At 62.5% G+C, this 20,578-nt stretch carries 16 protein-coding genes and 2 pseudogenes; 8 read left to right on the forward strand and 10 right to left on the reverse strand.

All coding sequences use genetic code 11. The annotated features are described in order from the left end of the window. The first annotated feature begins 91 nt into the window (after nt 1-91). The 4 genes from AC4PTB_RS10335 (at nt 92) to AC4PTB_RS10350 (ending at nt 3,769) form a co-directional block, all read left to right on the forward strand. A complete protein-coding gene (locus AC4PTB_RS10335) occupies nt 92-1,591 on the forward strand; it encodes a recombinase family protein (protein WP_492189883.1) in 1,500 nt (499 codons plus the stop codon). Then, on the forward strand, nt 1,585-2,478 hold the full coding sequence (locus AC4PTB_RS10340) for a ParB/RepB/Spo0J family partition protein (RefSeq protein ID WP_492189884.1): 894 nt from the start codon (nt 1,585-1,587) through the stop codon (nt 2,476-2,478). Before AC4PTB_RS10335 ends, AC4PTB_RS10340 begins: the two co-directional genes overlap by 7 nt. A 14-nt stretch (nt 2,479-2,492) precedes the next feature. Continuing rightward, entirely contained in the window at nt 2,493-3,410 is a 918-nt protein-coding gene (locus AC4PTB_RS10345; protein WP_492189885.1) for a plasmid partitioning protein RepB C-terminal domain-containing protein, read from the forward strand. Nucleotides 3,411-3,619: 209 nt separating this feature from the next. Beyond that, nucleotides 3,620-3,769 carry a hypothetical protein gene (locus AC4PTB_RS10350; RefSeq protein WP_492189886.1) on the forward strand — a complete coding sequence of 50 codons (150 nt, stop codon included), beginning with the start codon at nt 3,620-3,622 and terminating at the stop codon, nt 3,767-3,769. A gap of 359 nt (nt 3,770-4,128) precedes the next feature. On the opposite strand, the pseudogene AC4PTB_RS10355 reads toward AC4PTB_RS10350, so the two are convergent. Continuing rightward, nucleotides 4,129-4,777, reverse strand: a pseudogene (locus tag AC4PTB_RS10355) (phage tail tube protein); the annotation flags it as partial. Here AC4PTB_RS10355 and AC4PTB_RS10360 point away from each other — a divergent pair. Further along, nucleotides 4,760-5,065, forward strand: a pseudogene (locus AC4PTB_RS10360) (DNA methylase); the annotation flags it as partial. The pseudogenes AC4PTB_RS10355 and AC4PTB_RS10360 overlap by 18 nt on opposite strands. 332 nt (nt 5,066-5,397) lie before the next feature. Here AC4PTB_RS10360 and AC4PTB_RS10365 read toward each other — a convergent pair. Next, on the reverse strand, nt 5,398-6,687 hold the full coding sequence (locus AC4PTB_RS10365) for a serine hydrolase domain-containing protein (protein ID WP_492189887.1): 1,290 nt from the start codon (nt 6,685-6,687) through the stop codon (nt 5,398-5,400). 31 nt (nt 6,688-6,718) lie between these two features. Beyond that, the gene (locus AC4PTB_RS10370; protein ID WP_492189888.1) at nt 6,719-8,146 is read right to left on the reverse strand and encodes an alginate export family protein; all 1,428 of its coding nucleotides are present in this window, start codon (nt 8,144-8,146) and stop codon (nt 6,719-6,721) included. 493 nt (nt 8,147-8,639) lie between these two features. Between AC4PTB_RS10370 and AC4PTB_RS10375 the strand changes: the two genes are divergently transcribed. Continuing rightward, nucleotides 8,640-8,813, forward strand: a complete 174-nt coding sequence (locus AC4PTB_RS10375; RefSeq protein ID WP_492189889.1) for a hypothetical protein — start codon at nt 8,640-8,642, stop codon at nt 8,811-8,813. Next, complete coding sequence (locus AC4PTB_RS10380) at nt 8,814-9,353, forward strand: hypothetical protein (RefSeq protein ID WP_492189890.1); 540 nt, start codon at nt 8,814-8,816, stop codon at nt 9,351-9,353. 16 nt (nt 9,354-9,369) lie between these two features. Here AC4PTB_RS10380 and AC4PTB_RS10385 read toward each other — a convergent pair whose 3' ends face one another. Genes AC4PTB_RS10385 through AC4PTB_RS10415 form a run of 7 tightly spaced genes read right to left on the reverse strand, consistent with a single transcriptional unit; the run spans nt 9,370 to nt 18,496 of the window. Further along, nucleotides 9,370-10,569, reverse strand: a complete 1,200-nt coding sequence (locus tag AC4PTB_RS10385; protein ID WP_492189891.1) for a GIY-YIG nuclease family protein — start codon at nt 10,567-10,569, stop codon at nt 9,370-9,372. Further along, complete coding sequence (locus tag AC4PTB_RS10390) at nt 10,562-12,610, reverse strand: pseudomurein-binding repeat-containing protein (RefSeq protein WP_492189892.1); 2,049 nt, start codon at nt 12,608-12,610, stop codon at nt 10,562-10,564. Before AC4PTB_RS10390 ends, AC4PTB_RS10385 begins: the two co-directional genes overlap by 8 nt. Beyond that, nucleotides 12,607-13,143 (reverse strand): hypothetical protein, encoded by a 537-nt coding sequence (locus AC4PTB_RS10395; RefSeq protein WP_492189893.1) that lies wholly within the window; start codon nt 13,141-13,143, stop codon nt 12,607-12,609. The genes AC4PTB_RS10390 and AC4PTB_RS10395 overlap by 4 nt, the downstream gene beginning before the upstream one ends. Next, complete coding sequence (locus tag AC4PTB_RS10400; protein WP_492189894.1) at nt 13,140-15,911, reverse strand: class I SAM-dependent DNA methyltransferase; 2,772 nt, start codon at nt 15,909-15,911, stop codon at nt 13,140-13,142. The genes AC4PTB_RS10395 and AC4PTB_RS10400 overlap by 4 nt, the downstream gene beginning before the upstream one ends. Beyond that, on the reverse strand, nt 15,908-16,330 hold the full coding sequence (locus AC4PTB_RS10405) for a type II toxin-antitoxin system VapC family toxin (RefSeq protein WP_492189895.1): 423 nt from the start codon (nt 16,328-16,330) through the stop codon (nt 15,908-15,910). The genes AC4PTB_RS10400 and AC4PTB_RS10405 overlap by 4 nt, the downstream gene beginning before the upstream one ends. Before the next feature lie 3 nt (nt 16,331-16,333). Beyond that, nucleotides 16,334-16,576 (reverse strand): FitA-like ribbon-helix-helix domain-containing protein, encoded by a 243-nt coding sequence (locus tag AC4PTB_RS10410; RefSeq protein ID WP_492189896.1) that lies wholly within the window; start codon nt 16,574-16,576, stop codon nt 16,334-16,336. A 60-nt stretch (nt 16,577-16,636) separates the two neighbouring features. After that, entirely contained in the window at nt 16,637-18,496 is a 1,860-nt protein-coding gene (locus AC4PTB_RS10415; protein WP_492189897.1) for a plasmid recombination protein, read from the reverse strand. A 257-nt stretch (nt 18,497-18,753) separates the two neighbouring features. On the opposite strand from AC4PTB_RS10415, the gene AC4PTB_RS10420 reads away from it, so the two are divergent. Next, the gene (locus AC4PTB_RS10420) at nt 18,754-20,382 is read left to right on the forward strand and encodes a DUF6880 family protein (protein ID WP_492189898.1); all 1,629 of its coding nucleotides are present in this window, start codon (nt 18,754-18,756) and stop codon (nt 20,380-20,382) included. The last annotated feature ends 196 nt before the right edge of the window (nt 20,383-20,578 follow it).

Consider the following 20,578-nt stretch of genomic DNA (forward strand, 5'->3'; position numbering starts at 1 on the left):
TCGGGAGACGGGAATGGCAGGCAGAGAGCTGCCCTCAAGAAAAGAACCGGCGAACTCCCCGCCACGGCGTCGTGCGGCTGAATATGTCCGCATGTCGACAGACCATCAGAAATACTCGACCGAAAACCAGTCGGACGCGATCCGCAAATATGCGGAGGAACGCGGCTTTGAATTGGTCCGCTCCTATGCCGATGCGGGCAAGAGTGGGCTCAGGATCGAGGGTCGCGAGGCGCTGCAGCAGCTGATCCAGGATGTGCAGGACGGCACCGCGGATTTCGAGCTGATCCTTGTCTATGACGTCAGCCGGTGGGGCCGGTTTCAGGATGCAGATGAATCCGCCTATTACGAATACATCTGCCGTCGCGCCAACAAGCAGGTCGAGTATTGCGCCGAGCAATTCGAAAATGATGGCGGGCCGGTGGCCACGATCGTCAAGAGCGTCAAGCGCGCGATGGCCGGGGAATACAGCCGGGAACTTTCCAACAAGGTCTTCATCGGGCAGTGCCGCCTGATCGAGCGCGGTTTCCGTCAGGGCGGTGCGGCGGGTTTTGGCCTTCGCCGGGTCCTGCTTGACGAACGCGGCGAGGTGAAGGCCGAGCTGAAGCGCGGTGAGCACAAGAGCTTGCAGACAGACCGGGTGATCCTGGTGCCCGGGCCTGAGACCGAGGTAAGAACCGTTCGCTGGATTTACAGCCGGTTCCTCAAGCAGGGCCGTTCGGAAAGCGAAATCGCCGCAGAACTGAACGAGCGCGGGATCCTGACCGATCTCGGCCGGGCCTGGACCCGCGCCACCGTTCATCAGATCCTCACCAACGAGAAATACATCGGCAACAACGTCTACAACCGGCGCTCCTTCAAGCTGAAGCAGAAGCGGGTGGCGAATGGCCCGGAGATGTGGATCCGGTCGGAAGGGGCGTTCGATGCCATCGTCGAGCCGAAACAGTTTCAAAAGGTGCAGGCGATTATCGCCGCCCGGAACCGCCGTTTCTCGGACGACGAGATGTTGGATCGGCTGACCCGGCTGTTCCAGCGCCACGGCTACATATCCGGTCTGGTGATCGACGAGGCCGACGGGATGCCGTCCAGCGGCGCCTATGCCCACCGGTTCGGCAGCCTGATCCGGGCCTATTCCCTCGTTGGCTTCACACCGGACCGGGACTACCACTACATCGAAGTGAACCGCTTGCTGCGGCTGTTCCACGGCGACGAGGTGGAGCGTGTGATCCGCGAGATCACACGCCTTGGCGGCACCGTGACGCGCAATCCGGCGACCGACCTGCTGACGATCAATGGCGAATTCACCGCCTCTGTCGCTGTCGCCCGTTGTCGCGAAACCTCCACCGGCGGCCTGCGCTGGAAAATCCGTTTCGACACCGGCCTCGTGCCCGACATCACCATCGCCATCCGGATGGACCGAACGAACACCGCCGCGCTCGACTATTACCTGCTGCCCCAATTCGAGTTGCGAGCAAAACCCCTGGGGCTTGCCGAGGAGAATGGCCTGATGCTGGACGCTTTCCGATTTGAAGCGCTGGATTTCTTCTTCGACATGGCCCGGCGCGTTCCGGTTGCCGAGGTGACACCATGGTGAGCGAAGTCGAGATGCGGGACGAAGTGCAGATGATCCCGGTTTCCGCCATCACCGTGGAAAACCCGCGCGAACGGTCGGAAAAGACCTTCCGCGCGCTTGTCGACAGTATCGGCAGGGTCGGGCTGAAAAAGCCGATCACCGTCGCCCGGGTCGATGACGAGGCGGGAGTGTCCTATCGTCTGGTTTGCGGTCAGGGTCGGATGGAGGCTTATGTCGCCCTTGGGGAAACCCAGATCCCGGCCATCGTCGTGGATGCGAGCGAGCCCGAGCGACTTCTGCGCAGCGTGATCGAGAATATCGCCCGCCGCCAGCAACGGCCGCTCGAGCTGTTGCAGGACATCGCCATCCTGCGCGACCGGGGCTACTCGGATCAACAGATCGCCGACAAGACGGGGCTTTCCCTCGCCTATGTTCATGAAATCGGCGAGTTGATCGCCAACGGAGAAGAACGCCTGCTGATCGCGGTCGAGACCGGGCAGATGCCGCTCAGTGTCGCGCTCTACATCACGCGGGCCGAGGAGCAGGACGTGCAGAAGGCGCTCGAGGCGGCTTATGCCTCCGGTGAACTGCGCGGAAAGAAATTGCTGGAGGCGCGGCGGCTGGTAGAGTTGCGCCAGCGCCACGGCAAGCAGCGAGGTGGCGCGCGCAACAAACAGCCACGCGCGCGAATGACTTCTGCCGCGCTGGTCAAAGCCTATCGCGCCGAGGCCGAGCGCCAGCAGGACATGGTCCGCAGGGCGCAGTCGACGCGCAGCAGCCTGCTGTTTCTCGATGCGGCATTTGAGTCTCTGCTGAAGGACGAGAACTTTCTGACGCTGCTCCGTGCCGAGAGCCTCGACAGCCTGCCGCGCATCCTCATCGACGGGTTGCGGGAGCCAAGAGCATGACACAGACAGGGAGAATGCCTCCGCCGAAGAGCCCGGGATTCGAGGCGAACCTGCGCACGATCCCGATTGAGGCGATCCTGCCGGTCAAGCAGTTGCCCGTCACCGTGCCCAAGAGCCAGAAATATGGGCAGATCGCCGCGTCGATCCGCGAGGTCGGGCTGATCGAACCGCCGGTGGTCGCCCGCGCGGCTGGGCAGGACGGATCCTTCATCCTTCTGGATGGCCATGTTCGGCTGCATGTTCTGAAGGAAATGGGCGAGACGACCGTCACCTGCCTGGTGGCGACCGACGACGAATCCTTCACCTACAACAAGCGCATCAGCCGCCTCGCCACGATCCAGGAGCACAAGATGATCCTGCGCGCGGTCGAGCGCGGCGTATCGGAGGCCCGCATCGCGGCAGCCTTGAATGTGAACATCGCGCTGATCCGACAGAAGCGGACCCTGCTGAACGGCATCTGTCCGGAGGCGGCCGAACTGCTGAAAGCCCGGCATTGCCCGATCAAAAGCTTCCGGTCCCTGCGGAAGATGAAGCCCCTGCGGCAGATTCAGGCGGCGGAACTGATGATCGCGGCGAACAACTACACGGTGCCCTATGTCGAGGCGATCCTCGCAGCATCTGACGCCACGGATCTGGTTGACCCGGCTGCGAAGAAGCCACCTGCAGGCGTGACACGCGAACAAGCCGAGCGCATGAAGGCCGAGATGGCCAAGCTGCAAAAGAACATCAAGCTGATCGAAGGCACCCTCGGACCCGATCACCTTCGGCTGGTGGTGGCCGGTCGCTATGTCGAGCGGCTTTTGCAGAATGACCGTCTCGCCCGCTACCTCGACAAGAACCACGGTGAAATCCTCTGCGAGTTTCGCCAGATCGTCGCGGGCCTCGCGCAGCCAGTTTCCTCGACGGCGGCGGGAAGCAACAAAGGCGCGTAGGTCTTCGGTCAGCTTCTTGTCGGCTATGGGGACCCGGACCCGAAAGCGCGGGGACCGCGGGAGACGCCGGACGGTGGGCCGGATCGGGTGCGGCGGTGGGGATGGCGGCGAACCCGCTCGCAGCCCGCCAGGCGGGTTTGAGTTTTCACCGGCCCAATGGCCGGTGTCCGTCCATTGAAACAAGCGGGTGCGTTCGCTGCCGAAGGTGAATGCGCCGTTATCATAGCGAAGCCCTGAAGTTTCTCGTGCCACTGGAACCCGAAACCTCTGTGGCGGACGGAGATGAATTCGCTCAGCTGCCTGAAACAGCTTTCATCAACACGCGCGCGCTTGAGCCCGCAACACGGCATAGTCGCTGAGCATCCGGACGACGACCGCGCCTTCCGGTAAAGCCTCCACCTCGTCAGCTGCGCGGGCTTGATCGGCGGCGCTGTAGTCGACCACGGACGGGCAAGGCGAGCGGGCGTCAGAACCGCCCTTCGCGCAGCCAGTCAGCCAGAGCATTGCGATCAGGAGGGCGGCGGGCGCCGACGTCGAGCATCCTGCGGTGGATGGCATCGTTTCTCTCTCGGGCGTCAAGCCGTTCGGCCGCGCGCCCAGCGCGTTCACCGGCACGGCGCAAGTTGAACAGAAACAGCAGGATCGCTGCGGCGACGAGGATCAGGCCTAGCGCCTTTCGCGTCGGGCCATGGATCAGGAGCCAATGGGGCACCGCCAGCCCCGTTTCCAGTCGTCTAACGAGGGCGCTATCCGCGAAGCGCACCTCGATCCGGCCGGTCAGCGCCGCCATGCCGGGATCGGCGCCCTCGATCTTGCCGTCGTTGCGGATGATCTCGATCCGGTCGAGGCCGTCGGAATGGGTGATCTCGGTCGAGACGACGTTGCCGAGCGCGGTGCCGTTGCGCTGCACCACTCCGTTGAAATGGCCGAAGCGCTGCAGGCCCAGCGCGGTTGGGGTTCCTGCGGCCGTGGTGGTGGCTATGGCCGCACCCTACGCGAACAGCCGGGCGGTGGCGATCAGCATGCCCGACCGATTCATTTGCCAGGACAGCTGGTCCATGACGCAGCCCGCACACATCGCGAACCGTTGCACCTCGGGCATCGCCACCTCTATGGCCATCGAGGGAAGGGTCCAGTTCCCCGACTGGAAGGTGTGGATCATGGGCCTGGTCCCCGTCGTGGTCGGGGCGCCGAAGGCGGCCTTCAGCCAGTAGCCGAAAGCCTCCAAATCGGTCGGCGCCACCACCTCGCCATCGGCTGTGACGGCATCCTTGATCGGGGCCGGGGGGGCGGCCCTCGCCCAGCAATTCGGAATTCAGCAGCGGTTGTTCCGCGCCGAGCGTGGTGCGGGCGAAGGGCATCAGCCGACCGTGGCCGACAACCTAGTGGCCGCGGGTTTCGCCATCCGGTCGCAGATCATCTGGGCGAAGAATAGGCTGGTCCTCAGCCGCGGCGATTACCACTGGCAGCACGAACCCTGCTGGTATGCAGTGCGTGCCAAGGGCAAGGGTCACTGGGCCGGGGACCACAAGCAGACCACGCTATGGCAGATCGCAAACCGGGATCAGGACGCCGATACGGTCCACGGCACGCAGAAGCCGGTCGAATGCATGCGGCGGCCGATCCTGAACAACTCGTCCTCCGGTCAGGCGGTCTAGGAGCCCTTCATGGGATCCGGCACCACGCTGAACCCACGCCACGCTCAGCGAAAGCATCCATGACGGCGCCTCGCGCATGATCGACCTGCCCGGCAGCGATCTCCGAACCGGTCATTCGAGCGATGCGCGGCAAGAGGCGTGCGCAGCTCAGAGCCGACATCCCCCCGAGGCACAGCGCAGGGCTTGGCACAGACATAAGGTGCAATTCGTGGACGTTTGCATATCGAGGAACGAAGGGCCGTAGCGCCTCAAGCGCGAAGCTTTCGATCCACCCTGCGCCATTCCCTGTCAGGTCTCCCCAAAACCCGAAGCGGCTCCTTTGCCGCGCGTCAGTCCTGACGCATCAGGAACTCTGCCACCGCCTGAAAGGCCGGCAGCGAGGTCGGGTCGATCCGGCTGTTGGACGCGGTGGGATGAGAGGCGAAACGCACCAGCACCATCTCGGCGGTGGGGTCGACATAGATCGTCTGGCCATGCACCCCGCGCGCGGCAAAGGCGCCATGCGCATTGTGAAGGACCCACCACTGGCTGGTGTAGCTGCCACCCGGCAGCGTCGGATAGCCGCTGAACCTGCTCCGATCCCCCCCCTTCGCGATCTTTTCGACGACTTGCGCCGGAAACACCTGTTCGCCGTTGATCCTGCCCTTGTTCAGCATCAGCAAACCCAGACGTGCCGCATCGCGCAGACCAAGGCTGATCCCGCCCCCGGCAAAAGGTACGCCCTTGCCGTCCACGGTCTGATAGGCGTCCTGCTCGGCCCCCATGGGACGCCAAAGCCGCTCCGAGGCCAGATCCGTCACCGCCTTGCCCGTGGTGCGGCTGAGGATCCAGCCCAGCATGTCGGAATTGATGGTCTTGTAATGGAACGCCTCGCCATGGCTCCCCTCGGGCTGGACCTGCGCCAGATACTCCCAATAGCCATCCGGCCCCTTGTAACCGGCAGGTTTCGGCAACGGGCTGGCGGCGGCGGAATAGACCCAGATATCGGCCTTCGGATCGGCGTAATCTTCCGAATATCTGACCCCCGTCGTCATATCCATCACCTGACGGACGGTCGCAGTGCCAAAGGCGCTTTCGGCAACCTCGGGGATGATCTCTCCGACCCGGCGCGTGTCGTCGAGCGCCCCCTCCGCGATCAGGATCTCGGCCAGAAGGCCCGTCACCGATTTCGTCATCGACATCGCCGCATGTTTCCCGGCCGCGTCCAGGCAGCCAAAGTAGCGCTCATAGACGACCCGCCCCCGGTGCAGGATCAGAATGCCGTCGGTGTAATTGGCATCGAGCGACTCTTCCCAGGTCATCGGTGTGCTCGCCCCGATCGGCAGGAAGGTCAACGCATCGATCCGGGCGCGCAGATCGGCGAAATCCGCCGCCGGGGGATAGCTCAGCGGGACCGGGGCGCCCAATCCGCGGCTGATGGCCTCGGTCGGCAGAAACTCTCGCAGGTGGCAGACCGACCAGCGCAGTTTCGGAAAGCTGAAATAGACCCTGTCCGGCTGGGTGATGATCTTGTCCGCGGGCGGCGGGAAGCCCTGCATCCAGCCCATCACCTGCGGGTCGGACTCCCGTGCCGAGAGCGGCGCCGCCTGGGCGTTGGCGGAGGTCGCGGTGGCAAGCATCAGGACGAGCGCGGCGATCCACCGGAGCCCCTCAGTAGGCGATGACGACATTGACAAATCCTCCTGTCCAAAGCGATGCGTCCCGGCCGACGACCCGGTCAATTCCGGCCCCGGGGAAGGAGGCCGAGACACCGGCGGTCAGAAACGTGTTGCGGGTGATGACCCGGCTGTATTCAAGGAAAAAATCGTCCGCGAGATCGGCCGTCGTCACCCCTGCCACGACCTCGAAATCGGGATCAAGGCGGGTTCCCTGTCCGAACTGGATCGGGCTTCTCAGCTCATTGGCCCGGATATGGGCATAGCGCAGGGTCAGGCTCTCCTGGGGCGAGGGGCTGAGCTGCAGCGCAAGGGACAGGGCGTTCACGTTCGAATTGATGAAGGTCGCGGCGGATTTCGACCCCGTCGCCCAGGCGCTCGGGCTGCCCTGATAATAAAGCGGATCGAAGCGTTCGAGGGTCGCGGTGTCCGGATCATCGCCCGAGAAGGTCTGATAGCCGAGCGTCAGCACCGGCGACCATGGCCTGTCCGCAAACGCGTAGCCGATGGTCACCCGACCGGCCCAGGCTTCCATGTCGATGCGGTCATTCCACTGCCAGGCCAGATCGCCGGTGAAGACCCAATTGGCCAGCCCGGTGTCGAAGGGATTTGTCTTCGCGTAAATGTTCAGCGTCCTCGTCGCCGCGCGCCCGCCCGCCAGGATCGAGGGCGCCCCGATGCCCCCCGGCGCGGCGACGGGATAGGGCGAGCCGGAGCGGATCACGTCGATATAAGTCGCACCGATATAGCCCCCTTTCGGGTCGTCACGGCGCAGATCAAGGCCCGCAAGCGCAGTCCGGCCATTCTGGTCCGGCAATTCGTTCGGGTCCAGATAGAAAGCCGATCCGGTGACAGGCCCGCGCGACAGCTTGCCGAGGGCGGCCATTTCCCAGGCCTTGCGCGGACCGAACTTGAGCGCGCCGCGTTCAAAGCCGTTCGTCGCGCCATTCGCCACCAGCATCCCGGTCCCGAAAGACACCTCGCGCGGCCCCAGCGACAGATCATAGGAGAGGCCCTCGCTCTCCCCGCCCCGGAGGGCGAGATAGGCCTCTTCAAGCGTCGTCGCCCCGCTGTCCTGCGCGGCGAAAGCATCGGTGCCGAAGGTATGGGACAGAACCGCCGAGGCCCCGCCATAAAGCACGGCGCCACCGTCCAGCTGCGCTTCAAAGCTGAGCCCGGGCTTGAGGTAGCTTTCGAGCCATTGCGTATCGGGATCAAACCCGCTTGCGGGCGCGGTTGTCGCCGCCAGATCCCAAAAGAGAGCGCTTTCGCTGACCGCGTTCAGCCCGCCCTGAAGATGCCAGCGCAGGGTGAAGCCGTCACGCGCAAAAAGGGTCGTTTCTTGCGCCAGCGCGGGCTGCACGACGGAGGGCAGCGCCAAAGCGAGGAGAACGACCGCGCCGGGGAGACAGAACCTTTGCATCGACCACCGCGCCCCGCGATCAGCTGCTCCCCCATCCACGCTCCCGCTCAATGACGAGCCCGCCCAAGCGTGGCATGATGACGAACATTTAACGTTCGGATATTTTCACAGTATTCCGGTGAAATATGCCGATGCCGATCAGTTTAATCAACAACTTTTAGTTGCGACCGCGAGCCAAGAATGAGGATCCAGGCAAAGCTCAACCCGATCAGCAGATACAAAAGATGAGTCCAATTTGCAAAAGCGCCCCGGTTCTGTATCCAACCCATCCAAAGCCATCAGTTAAATGATATTCGTGAATATCGGCAATGGGCGGACCGCATCGGTCCCCAACGCCCAGTTCCGGGGAGCAAGGGCCGTTTCCTGCGCGTTTCTGTCGCCTCCGGGGCGCGACGCGAACGGCGGCTGTCGCGGATTTGCTGCGCCAGCAATGCCGCAAACTCACCGACAGCGCACCGCCCTCTGCGACGGAGCTACGTCAGTCTGCACGAACATGACGGTGATCAAGAAGGACGACATCGAGGGACGGGTGCTGCATGCGCTGGAGCATCATCTGATGGACGACGAGGCGGTGCGGGTCTTCTGCGAGGAATATGCGGCGGAGCGGAACCGGCTGGAGAAGGCGGCGGGCACCTTTCGGGCGACGAGAGAGGCGGAGCTGCACTAGGTGCAGCGCGACCACGACAAGCTGGTCGATGCTCTTCTGGAAGGCGTCCCCGCCGCACGGGTGAAGTCGAAGATGGATGCGCTTGCGGCGCGTCAGGCGGAGCTTGAGGCGTTGCTTGCGGCCTCCCCTGCCCCGTCAGTGGTGCGGTTTCACCCGTCGATGGCAGGGACGTATCGGAAGCGGATCCGGGAACTGATCGCGGCGCTGACGGAGCCTGCGCATGCGAGCGAGGCGACGGATGCGATCCGCGGCCTGATTGAGAAGATCGTTCTGCATCCTGTGCCATCAGCGACGGCGACGGGGGGCGTGGAACTGGTGGCAGATCTTCACGGCTCGCTTGCGGCGCTGTTGCGTCTGGCGACGGGTCAGCCTGTGCATGTGGTGACGCGCGTTGCCGCGGGAACTGCGGCTACGGAGATGCGACTCGTGTCGAACGGGACCGCGTCGCGCCCGCAAGCTATTGATATCATGGAGGAATTAGTGTTTGTTGCAGAGGCAGGCAACCGCCGTCAATTGCCCTCCCTCAAATGCGCCGTCTGATTTTTCCAGACAAGCGTCATCTTTGGGCCTCCGCCCGCTCGACCAGCTTAGCAGCCTTGGGATCATAGGTGAAATTCACGATCGATCGGTCCCGGATGCGTTCCACAGCCTCGTCGATCACGAAAAGCGGCACCATGAACCATTCCCGCGGCACGACCGGCTTGCCGAACCTGTCGCGGATTTCCACGTCGAACCGGGCAGGCTCAAAGATGCGGTGGATCAGGTTTTCGAGCTTTGCGCGGTTGATGTTGAAGAGTTCGTAGGTCGCAACAACCTCGACATCGGCCATCAGGAACGTCGGCTGCAATCGTGCGCCGGCGATGCGTTTGCTGACATCGAGGCTCGTCACGCCGATCTTGTGAATCAGGTCGCGATGACTGGCCACCATCGGGTGATCCGATTTGCTGCGCAAAACATAAATCGTCCCGCTGGCCTCGTCGCCCTCTTCCGGCTTATCGGCGAACAGCGGGCCCGCCACGGGTTCGGTGATACGGCGCCCCGCCTCATCCTTGTTGAGCGCCCGCTGCAAGGAACGCATCAGCATGTTGCTCTCGGTTCCGTTGTCGAAAATTACCCGCAGGCGGGCATCAGTCCGACCATGCGCCGTCGTCTCGATCTCACCCATTTCGGCGACATAAGCTTTCTGGCCTCCGACGATGAAGAAGCGCCCCGGTTCGATCTCCGCTTTCATCTCGAACGGGCGCGACAGCCGAATGCAGTCGTCCAGATCGCGCTGGACCTGCTCGAAAAGCGGCTTGAAGGTTGCGAAGTCTTCGCAGCGGGACCGGCTTGCAACCTCTTCTGCGGCCTGTTTTTCGGCGCTTGAGCGGACATGACGCAATTCCGTGATGTCTGACCCACCCACCTCCACGCCCAACTCGGCCAAGAGCGCATCGTCATCAAGCTCGACCTCATCCGCTTCGTCATTGCCTGACGCGGCCCCGAGGAGCCCCTGATGATCAAGCGGTGCGACGAGAGCACGGCATTCGGGAAGCGAGCGGATTCGATCGAGCCGCACAGCGTAAAGGCGTTCGAAGATATCATGCCCCTCGCCATGACGCGGCGCATGCCCATGCTCAGCAAAAAACCGCTGAATGTCCTCGAACCCGGCAATGATCCGTTCTTCTTGTGGCGTCCGGCTGCCGGTCTTCTTTTGCTCGACCTCGACCCCCAGCTCGGCCAGCAGGGCGTCATCCTCATCGGTGAAATCAGCCATCACTTGCCTTGGCCTTCATCTGCTTCAAAAACTCGACCCCTTCCGCCATCCGCCGTTCCCACGGATCCTGCGCGGTGATCGAGGGCAAACGCCCCCGCTCCTGTTTGAACTTCAGCGCCCGTTTGGCAAGATCCCGTGCCTCTTCGAGGGTCAGTTTCACCTTTTTTGCGGCGATGACAGCCGCAACCTGCTTCAGGCTTTCCTCGCTCATCGTCTTGGCAAGGATCGAATAGGCCTCTCCGAACGGGTTGATGCGGTCGATCAGGTCGATGTCCAGATCGCGGACGTTCATGAATTTGCGCACCCCGTCGATCAGCGCTGTGTTCGCGGTCTTTTCCCCTTCTCCGCCGGTTGCCAGTCGCTTGGCCTCCTGCGTCAGGTTCAAAGCGGCGATCGCATGCTGGCGCACCGCTTCCTGATCATGTTCGTCAAGTTCGGGATATTTCTCTTTCACGATCTTGCCCATACGGATCTGGGTCAGCTCCTCGGGCACGAGTTCCTCGCGGTCGAAAAGCCCCCTCTCGATCGCGGGCTTGTCCTGCACGAAGGCGGTGATCACCTCGTTCAGATCCTGCGTGCAAATCCGGGTGGCTTCCTTGCTTTTCGGCTCGACCAGCCCCTTGATCTCGATCTGGAAGGTACCGCTTTGCTCGTTGAAGCCGACGTTGCATTTCATCGGATCATAGCCGCTCTCGCCATAATCGAAGCCGGGCTGGGCCGTGTTCGTCGCCATTTTCGGCTTGAATTCGAAGCGCGGCGCCAGAACCTGCTCCATCAGCAAAGAGGCCGCAATGGCCTTCAACGTGTCGTTGACGGCTTCGGTCACCAGCCCCTGCGAGGCATCCGGCTCGGCGATCAGGTTGGTGAACCGCGCACGGGTCTTGCCCGGTGCATCGCGGGTGGCGCGGCCGATGATCTGCACCACTTCAGTCAGGCTCGCACGGTACCCCACGGTCAGCGCATGCTCGCACCAGATCCAGTCGAAGCCTTCCTTGGCCATGCCCAGCGCGATGATGATGTCGACATGATCGCGGTTCGTCTTTTGCGCCGGATCCTTCAGCGCCGTGGAAACCTTGTCGCGCCGCGGCCCCTCGTCATCGACCAGATCGGCGATGCGCAGCACCCTGCCCGCTGCCGTCTTCACCAATTGGAACCCGGTTGCCTCATCGACGCCCATCCATTCGCCAAGGCTCTCGATGATTTCCTCGACTTCCTTGTGCTTGTCCTTCGTGCTTTCGCGCGAATTCACGTTTGGAATGTGCAGGATCGTTTTTTCCGCCGGATCGAGTACCTTCAGGATGTCATCCACATAGGGGCCGTTGTAAAAGAAATAGCCGATGTTCAGGCTTTTCAGCCATTGGTAGCCGTTGAGTTGCTCGTAATAGGTGTAGGTCACCGTTTCGAACTTCGCCTCGTCGGCGGGCATCAGTACGGCCTCGGCATCGCCGCGGAAATAGCTGCCGGTCATCGCCACCAGATGCACCCGATCGCGGGCAATGAAGGCGCCCAGATGCATGCCCAGCCGGTTGTCGGGGTTGGCAGAAACATGGTGGAACTCATCGACGGCGATCAGCCGATCGTCGAAGGCCTCGACCCCGAACCGCTCCACCGCAAAGCGAAACGTGGCATGGGTGCAAACCAGAACCTTGTCGTTGCTCTCCAGAAAGGCGCCGACCGAGTTCACCTTGCCACCATCGGTACCGGGCGAGTTGCAGAGGTTCCACTTCGGTTCCACCTTCCAATCCGCCCAGAACCCGAATTGCGACAAGGGTTCGTCGGCGAAGCTGGACCCAATCGACTTTTCCGGCACCACGATGATCGCCTGCTTCACGCCCTGATGCGCCAGCTTGTCGAGCGCAATGAACATCAGCGCCCGGCTCTTGCCCGAGGCTGGCGGGGATTTGATCAGCAGATATTGCTCACCCCGCTTCTCATAGGCGCGCTCCTGCATGACCCGCATGCCAAGCTCATTGGCCTTGGTAGAACTGCCGTTACGGGCGTAGTTGACCGAGACGGAGGGGACGGACTTAATTTTGCTCATGTGAACAACTTCCTAATTTCATCAAATACCGATGGTCCAACAGAGGGCTGCCCAAAAACATCGACTTCCTTAACCCTGCGGCGCTCTAGGTTCACCAGCTCTGAAGGGTCCATCTGACCCGAATATTGGCCAATTGACTGCGTCTTTTCCGGCCAAATGCTGGGCGCAATATTCTTCATATAAGCTTTCCTGGCCGGATCTGCGACCCAAGCGCGTTTCGCCCTGATGGCGAAGCTGAAATCACTGCCCGACGAGCTTGCAAGAGCCATACCCGACGCGCTGCTGAAGTCCTTTGCCGTGCCCTTTGTCTTTTCCAGTTGCAAGATCCCACGGAACTTTCCGACCCAGCCGGGCTCACCTTCAGTTTGGCGCGTCCAGATGACAACCAGCGCGCCATCCACAATCTGGTCAAAAAAACGATCCCGAACCTCCGGGCTCGCAAAGCCCATGTAGCCTTGGTGCTCCGGATTGAAATGACCAAAGGGGCGCAGCCAGACCTGCCCGGCTTGAATGGCTTCACGAGGGGTAATCATGCGCGTTTTCCCGGTTTGGCTGTCATCTTGGTATACATCTCGAACAGCTTTTCCAGCCGTTCGGTGTCGTTCCTGAAGCGGCGGCCGATGTAGATGCGTTCAAGCACCTCGTCGTTGCGGTCATGCGCCTGCCGCAGGTTTTCGGGCATCTTTTCGGGGTCGTAAAGATCGGCGATGGTGGCGGGGAAATGCGCCTCGCGCGCCAGAAGGATGTCTTGGGCGCAGGCGGTCAGGTCGGCCTTGTTCTTTTCGGTGAGGGGAGGAACGGGGAAGGTGTTCCAGCCGAGGGTGTTGGAATAGCGGTAGCGGGTTTCCAGCTTACCGCAGACGGTGCCAATCCAGACAAGGTGCAAACGTGAGGCAATCAGCGCCATGTTCCAGAGAGCGGCGTCGTAGAGGGCGAAAGCCTGATCCTGCACAACACACTCACCGCGTAACAGCCCGACAGGGAGGAATTGACGGTTTTCGGAACTGACCCGCGGAACGATCAGAATGTGCCTCTCGGCGACAAAGGCATCCCGAAACCGGTATGGCGTGTTGGCAAGCTTTTGCGCGGCCTTGTCTTGTTTCGCCTTCAACCGCGCAGCCCGCACCTCTGCCAGCTTCGGCGCGATCGCCGGGATTTTCACCGCGCTGTCGGCTTGAGTGTCATCAATCCAAAGGCAAGCCCTTGGTGCGGCGGAGATGAACTCCTGTGAGCCATACAGAGGCCGAATAAATTCTTTTGCCTCGGGAGCGGCAGAGCAGATCGCCCTTCCTTCATCGACGGAAAAGATAAGGGCGCCTCCGTAGTAGGGGTGGTTGCCAAACTGCATCGTGGCCCGCTGAGAGACAGGTTGCGTCCGGGCAGCAACCTCGACGTTCGGAGCGGCGACAAGGTAAGCGTTGATGTTGGCCGCCTCACGCGAGAGCGTCTCGTTTGAATCGGAAATTGAAAACAAGCGCCGAACCGGGCCTGCTTCTTTGGTGATCCCGACAATCACCACCGTTACGCCCGCATTGTGACTGGCAAGGTTTGCCCATTTGAATGAGGTTTGCGCAAATGAAATTTGATGCCCAGTCTGAAAGATCAGAGGCCAAAGGATGGGCACTTGTTGCCCCTGACAAATCGAATTCGTAGAGACGAACGCTGCAACGGATTTGGTGTGCATGCCGTAATCGGCAGCCTTCATGAACCAACCCGCAACATAATCGAGCGACTTCCAGCCTGTCACGCGCCCATCAAAGATAGTGGCCAGTTCTGATTTTTGTTCGGCGCTCTGCCACTTGCTCCCCAAATACGGCGGGTTCCCGCAGATATACGTCTCCCCACCCTCGTTCTCGAAATCGATCTGCGCCTGATCGAGCGGGGTGTGGAACAGATCCTCGGCGACGAACTTCACCCCGGTCCCGGTCGGCGGGCAGATTGACAGCCAGTCGAGCCGCAGGGCGTTGCCTTGGGTGATCCAGTTCTGCGCGTTCAGCGGCAGGAACTCGGCCCGGGCCGGTTCCTCGCCCCGGTGCAGCACGTCACATTGATATTCGGCAATGATCAGCGCCAGCCGGGCGATTTCGGCGGCGAAGTCGCGCAGCTCGATGCCGCGAAAATTGGTCAGCGGAATGTCGGACTTGCGCCCCGCCTCGCCCCGCCGCCGGTTGATCTCGGCCTCGATCGCGCGCATTTCCTTGTACGCGATGACCAGAAAGTTGCCCGAGCCGCAGGCGGGGTCAAAGACGCGGATCTTGGCCATGCGGGCGCGCAGGGCGGCCAGCTTGCGGGGGGCGTCGCCTGCCTCCTCCAGTGCCGCGCGCAGGTCATCGAGGAAGAGCGGGTTCAGCACCTTGAGGATGTTCGGCACCGAGGTGTAATGCATGCCCAGCGCCGCGCGTTCGCCCTCGTCCGCCACCGCCTGGATCATGCTGCCGAAGATGTCGGGGTTGATCCGCGTCCAATCGAGGCTGCCGATGTGCAACAGGTAGCTGCGGGCGATTTTGGAAAACCGGGGCACCTCGATCGAGCCGGCAAAAAGGCCGCCGTTGACATAGGGAAAGACATTGGCCCAGTTGCGCAGGTCGGCCGCCGCGCGGGCCTCGATGTTCGTGTTCATCGCGCGAAAGATTTCGCTGATCACCCAGTGTGTGTTGGCGCTGTCGCGTTCGCTCATCTGGTCGATGGTGGCGGTGAAGAGGCCGGTGGAGCGGAAGATGCCGGTGTCTTCGGCGAAGAAGCAAAAGATCAGCCGCGCCATGAAGTGGTTCATGTCATGGCGGCGGGCATCGGTGCCCCAGTCGGGGTTGTCCTTGAGCAGTTCGATGTAAAGCCGGTTCAGGCGGCCCGTCGCCTTGATGTCAAAGGCGCTTTCGCGGATCTGTTTGACGGTGGTGATGCCCGCAAGCGGCAGGAAGAAGCCGAAGTGGTCGGGGAAGTCGGCATAGGCGCAGGCGATGGCCGGATCGTCCGAGGCGAGGTCTTCGGCCTCGAGCGTTTCGCCATCGGTGGCAAGGATGAAGCGGGCCTTGGCGCGGGTGGTGGCGGGGCTTTCACGCAGCGCGCGCAGGCCATGGGCCACCTGCCCCGGCTCGCAGGTCAGGATATGGATGTGGTTGACCTGCAAGACGCCGCCCCAAGGACCGGGGATGTCGGATTTGTTCGACACCCCGGTGCGCAGGCGCTTGAGCGTGGTTTCCTTGTTGCCGAAGGCCTCAAGGAACTGAAAGGGGAATTCGGCTCGGTCAAAGGGCTGTTCGGCCAGTTCGGAAACGGCCTGTTCGATTTCGACGGCGTTCATCGGTCGGTCCAGGGGTTGATGAGGGTGGGGCCGCAGCCCTCGAAATCCTTGGTGTTGCGCGTCGCTACGGCGGCACCGGTCGCCGCCGCGATGGCAGCGATCTGGCAATCGGCCTCGGCGATCGGGCGACCTGCCGCACGTCGGCTGGCGGCGATGCGCGCATAGGCGCGGGCGGCGGGGCTGTCGAAGGGCAGCACCCGCCCCGCGAAATCCTCGGCGATCATCGCGTCCAGCGCGGCCTGTAGCCGGTCACGACGCTGACCTTCCGGCAAGATGGCGATGCCCGTGCGCAATTCCGCCTCGGTCACAGAGGTCAGGAACAGATCCGCCGCATCGCGGGCCGCGAACCATGCGAGCACCTCGGGCGAAGGTTCCGCCCGCATCAGTTCAGAGATGACATTGGTGTCGAGCAAGATCATCGGTCAGCCGAAATCCGGCAGGTCGCGCATCGGGCCACGCGAGGGCGGCTCCAGATCGACCCCACCCAGTGCCGCGAAACGGGCGTGGACGGCCTGCCCAAGGTTCCGAGGCGTCTCGGGCGCGGAGACGCTCAGGCGCAGGATGTCACGCACCTCTTCCTCCATCGAACGGCCATGTTCGGCGGCGCGCACCCGCAGGCGGCGCTTCACGTCGTCATCAAGATTGCGGATCGTAATGCTGGCCATCGGACCCTCCGGTTACGCTGCAAAGGTAAGAGATGATTGCACTGCAATCAAGATCAAGCCTCACCTGATGCCTTTGTCAAAGCCATGCCGATCATCGATTCCGGACAGTCTTTCCGCCTGCGCCTCGCTCAATTGCGCCCGCAGCCCCGAGACAAACGCGAGATCCTCCCGCAGTCGCTCCCGCTCCACCGCCAGAAGTTTTTTCACCACCCGCGCGACCATGGCCGCGATCTTGGTGATCAGTTGCAGACCCGGTTTCAGCCGCAAGCCCACTTGCTTACGCTCTTCGACGTCGTGAGGCGCGTTTTCACCCCATTTCACCCTGTTCTCCGACGACGAGAAAACCAGAGCCCCAGAGCACACCGCCTCGATGCCCTCTTCAACCGCGGCAACCACGACCTTGGTCGCCTCCACCTGGCGCCGCGCCTCTGCCAGCCGCCTTTCTGCTTCCTCCCGGTCGTTCACGACCGCCCGAAGCGTGTTTTTTGCTTCCGTCATCCGGTCGGTGATGACACCGACCTCCCTCCGGACCATCGCCAGATTTTTTTCTTCCTGCACCACAAGCACCTGGACCAACCCCAGTTTTTCTTCCTCCAACGCCCGTTCTTGGACCAACCTCAGTTTTTCGCGCAACTCCCGTGCCATTCCCTTCTGCTTCACGGAATCACCCTCAGCCACCAGCGCCTCGGCCCGGGCCTTGTCTCGCGCCCTCTCCGCCTCCTCTTTCTCTTTCCGGAATCGTTCCCGGTATTCCCTCTCTTCCGCAATCTCCGACCGCACCAGCCGCAATTCCGCAGTCGTCCCCTGGATTTCTTCGGTCACCTCCGCAGCCCTGTCCCGCAGCGCCGCCACTTCTCCCCAAGTCTGTTGACACGCGTCCCAGGCCGCATCGGCCTCGTCGCGCAGATGCGCCACCGTTTCGGTCAACGCCACTTTGACCCGCTCCAGCCGCTTCACGTCACGATCCGCCGCTTCTTTCCGGAGCCTCGCCTCCTTGATCGCCCGTTTGCGCGACTTCCGGATCACCTTTCCCCCAAGATCCCGCGCCTCACCGACCGCTTCTCGCGCCCCCTCTTGCGCGACAGAAAGCACCTGCACGGCCTCCGCCTGCGCATCCGCCAGAAGCTTCGCCCGCCATTGCGACGGGGGAACATGCGCCCGCTTCTCCGGCAGCTGTTGTCCCGCCGCTTTCGCCGCACGGGCAGCCTCGGCGCGGCGCTCCCCTCGCGTGATGCCAAGAGCCGCAAAGGCCTCGCCCGCCAGATCCTGCGCCGTCTCGTACCGCGCGATCAGAGGATTGGCCGATGCCTGCAACAAGAGCTGCCGCCCGCTGTGTTTCGAGACCTTTTCGCGCCAGACTGCCACAACGAAATGAATGTGAAACGCCTCTTCATCGGCGTGACCCGAGGCATAGCGCAGCTGCCCATTCGGAAAACTCTCCTGCAGAAAATCCATGGCCCTGGCTTTGAATTCCGCAACCTTGCCCTTGTCCCATTTCGCAATCCCGGCGCCACCGAACCAATCCTTGTTGACCGTGATAATCCCTTCCCGGAGCGGCCCCTCGCTGCAATAATTCCACGGATCGGACAGGCCCAGCACTTTGATTTTTTCGGCTTCTTTTTTCCGAGATTTCGCCTCCAGAGCGCGGATTTTTTCCGCGAAATTTCCTTCCTGAGCCGCTCTGATTTCAGATTTTAGTTTCAGGTCCCAATCCGGCTCTCCCAAAAGTCTCTCGTTGAAAGGCGTTGCCGCGGGATCGACATGTGACAGATCTCCGCCGCGTCGCCGATCATGCATCAAAATACGCCAGATATCCTTCGGATGCAGCCCCTCAAGCCGAAAGACGATCGGAAACCTGTTTTCCGTAACCGGAAATACATTTTCAAATTTTGGCTGGACGGACATGATTTCCTCGTGCATCGTGCTGTGAGGAAACTGTCCAACCTTCCCCCGAAAATCAGCGCACCTTTTTCAATCACAAGCCCGTGAATATTTCACGAGCTTTACTCACTAGGCATTTTGCAATCCGCTGACGCAGATTTCAAAATACCTGTTCGCTCAGGGGATACCCCCGAGACCCCTTCTCGCACTCCCGGACAGGCCGGAAGTGCTGCGACCAGCATGCTGCTGGACCCGGACTCACTTTCCTGAATCAGGTTTTCCTGTTTTCTTCGGATGTGCCTTTTTCGGATTTTGGGACGCCAATCTTTTCACTGAGACGGCCTTGTTCCCGCCCTTGCCGCCCGCCCTGGCCTCGGGCAAAGTCGCCTGACCCGTTTTTCCGGACGCTCGACATCGCCCGCAAACCGACCCTTTCCCCCGATGCCCTCGAGGCGCTTGGCGCCGCGAAGCTCGCCGCGCTCGTCTTCGATGAGGCGACCACGAACGCCGCCTTCAAGCGGCGCGTCGCGGCGGCGCTGGCCGGTCAATCCGGCCCCGAGGCCATCGCCAAGCTGATCGACCGCCGGCTTGCCGGCCTCGAACGCGCCCGTGCCTTTGTCGATTGGGAAAAGGCCCGGGCGTTTCGCGACGATCTCGCCGCCCTTCTGGCCAGCATTCGCAATGAGCTTGCCCCCGCCGATCCCGACCTCGGCGCCGACCGGCTGTTGCGATTTCTCGCCACGCACAAATCCGTCTTCGAACGGATCGACGATTCCTCGGGCAAGCTTCAGGACGTTTACGAAGACGGCATCGGCGCCCTTGGCCCGATGGCGGTCCGGCTTTCGCCCGAGGCGGCCCGCCATTTGCCCGACCGGATCATGGACCGGCTGGGCGAGCTTGAGCATGGCTATCTGCCGCGCGTCGCCGATCAGGTGATCCCGCATCTGGCCTCCGACGTGCTTTCCGCCTGGGAGGAGGATCTGGCCCGCCGCTCGGCCGACCGCCACGCCGAGGAGGCGCCGCAACGCGCAACCGGCCGGTGGTTTTATTCTATGACCGATCAGTGGCGGCAGATCCGGCAGTCGATCGCGCGGGCCCAAGGCGATCTCGACCACCTCATCGCGCTGGAAGGCGAAAAATCGGAACGCGGGCAAGACACTCTCGGCCTGGCAGAGACCTTGCGCGATGCCGGTCGGCTTTCCGAGGCGCTGGATTGGGTGCGCAAGGGCGGGCCGCGCGCACAGTCCACCCTGCTCGATTTTCTCGACGACGCGGACGACAGCGACAGCCCCGCGGTGCGGCAGGCCCTGCTCGAAGCCGACATCCTGAAACGGCTCGACCGGCGCGAGGAAGCCTGCGGGATCCTTTGGGATCGGTTTCGTGACACGCTCGCGCCGCCGATCCTGCGCGCCCATCTTGGGGCACTGCCGGATTTCGAGGATGTCGCGGCCGAGGAAAAGGCGATGGCGGTGGCGCTTGACCACCCCGTGCCGCTCGTGGCGCTGCAGTTCTTCCTCGACTGGAAGCGGCCCGATCTGGCCGCCCGGGTGGTGATCGCGCATCGGGCCGCGTGGTCGGGGTCGGACTGGCACATCCTGCCCGCCATCGCCGAGACGCTGGAGGCAGAGCAACCGCTGGCGGCGACATTGCTCTATCGCGTGCTTCTTGATGACATCCTCGCCCGTGCCCGGTCGAAAGCCTATCCGCATGGCGCGAAATATCTGCAAATCCTCGACCGCCTTGGCCCGGCCAGCGATGCCGACCCCGCGCGGCCGCAGGATATGGAGATGCATGCGACCTATCGGGCGGGGCTGAAGGCAAACCATGGTCGGAAATCCGGGTTCTGGGGTCTGGTCGAGGGACGCGTCATCCGCGAACCGGAGGTGACCTTCATTGGCCGACGTCCTTTGTGGCGGGAGAGTTGAGGGGGGCAGGTCAAGACAGGCAGGCCAATTGAAGCAAATGGCCACTCGCAAGGCGCGCAGGGAGCAGACGCTACGGTCGGGCCGTCGCGCCTCGCGCGGAAGACGTGATCGGCCCCTTGCGGACATTCGACCCTCCTGACGCAGGCCGCCGAAGCGGTCATTCGAGCGATGCGCAGCATTTCGATGCCGCCGGGAC

The sequence above is a fragment of the Rhodobacter sp. 4.3.4 genome, assembly GCF_058724655.1.

What these genes read in the sequence shown, in the direction of transcription:
- AC4PTB_RS10335 (WP_492189883.1), top strand. Translation starts at nt 92, where the DNA reads ATGTCGACAGACCATCAGAAATACTCGACCGAAAACCAGTCGGACGCG.
- AC4PTB_RS10340 (WP_492189884.1), top strand. Translation starts at nt 1,585, where the DNA reads ATGGTGAGCGAAGTCGAGATGCGGGACGAAGTGCAGATGATCCCGGTT.
- AC4PTB_RS10345 (WP_492189885.1), top strand. Translation starts at nt 2,493, where the DNA reads ATGCCTCCGCCGAAGAGCCCGGGATTCGAGGCGAACCTGCGCACGATC.
- AC4PTB_RS10350 (WP_492189886.1), top strand. Translation starts at nt 3,620, where the DNA reads ATGCGCCGTTATCATAGCGAAGCCCTGAAGTTTCTCGTGCCACTGGAA.
- AC4PTB_RS10365 (WP_492189887.1), bottom strand. Translation starts at nt 6,687, where the DNA reads ATGCTTGCCACCGCGACCTCCGCCAACGCCCAGGCGGCGCCGCTCTCG.
- AC4PTB_RS10370 (WP_492189888.1), bottom strand. Translation starts at nt 8,146, where the DNA reads ATGCAAAGGTTCTGTCTCCCCGGCGCGGTCGTTCTCCTCGCTTTGGCG.
- AC4PTB_RS10375 (WP_492189889.1), top strand. Translation starts at nt 8,640, where the DNA reads ATGACGGTGATCAAGAAGGACGACATCGAGGGACGGGTGCTGCATGCG.
- AC4PTB_RS10385 (WP_492189891.1), bottom strand. Translation starts at nt 10,569, where the DNA reads ATGGCTGATTTCACCGATGAGGATGACGCCCTGCTGGCCGAGCTGGGG.
- AC4PTB_RS10390 (WP_492189892.1), bottom strand. Translation starts at nt 12,610, where the DNA reads ATGAGCAAAATTAAGTCCGTCCCCTCCGTCTCGGTCAACTACGCCCGT.
- AC4PTB_RS10395 (WP_492189893.1), bottom strand. Translation starts at nt 13,143, where the DNA reads ATGATTACCCCTCGTGAAGCCATTCAAGCCGGGCAGGTCTGGCTGCGC.
- AC4PTB_RS10400 (WP_492189894.1), bottom strand. Translation starts at nt 15,911, where the DNA reads ATGAACGCCGTCGAAATCGAACAGGCCGTTTCCGAACTGGCCGAACAG.
- AC4PTB_RS10405 (WP_492189895.1), bottom strand. Translation starts at nt 16,330, where the DNA reads ATGATCTTGCTCGACACCAATGTCATCTCTGAACTGATGCGGGCGGAA.
- AC4PTB_RS10410 (WP_492189896.1), bottom strand. Translation starts at nt 16,576, where the DNA reads ATGGCCAGCATTACGATCCGCAATCTTGATGACGACGTGAAGCGCCGC.
- AC4PTB_RS10415 (WP_492189897.1), bottom strand. Translation starts at nt 18,496, where the DNA reads ATGCACGAGGAAATCATGTCCGTCCAGCCAAAATTTGAAAATGTATTT.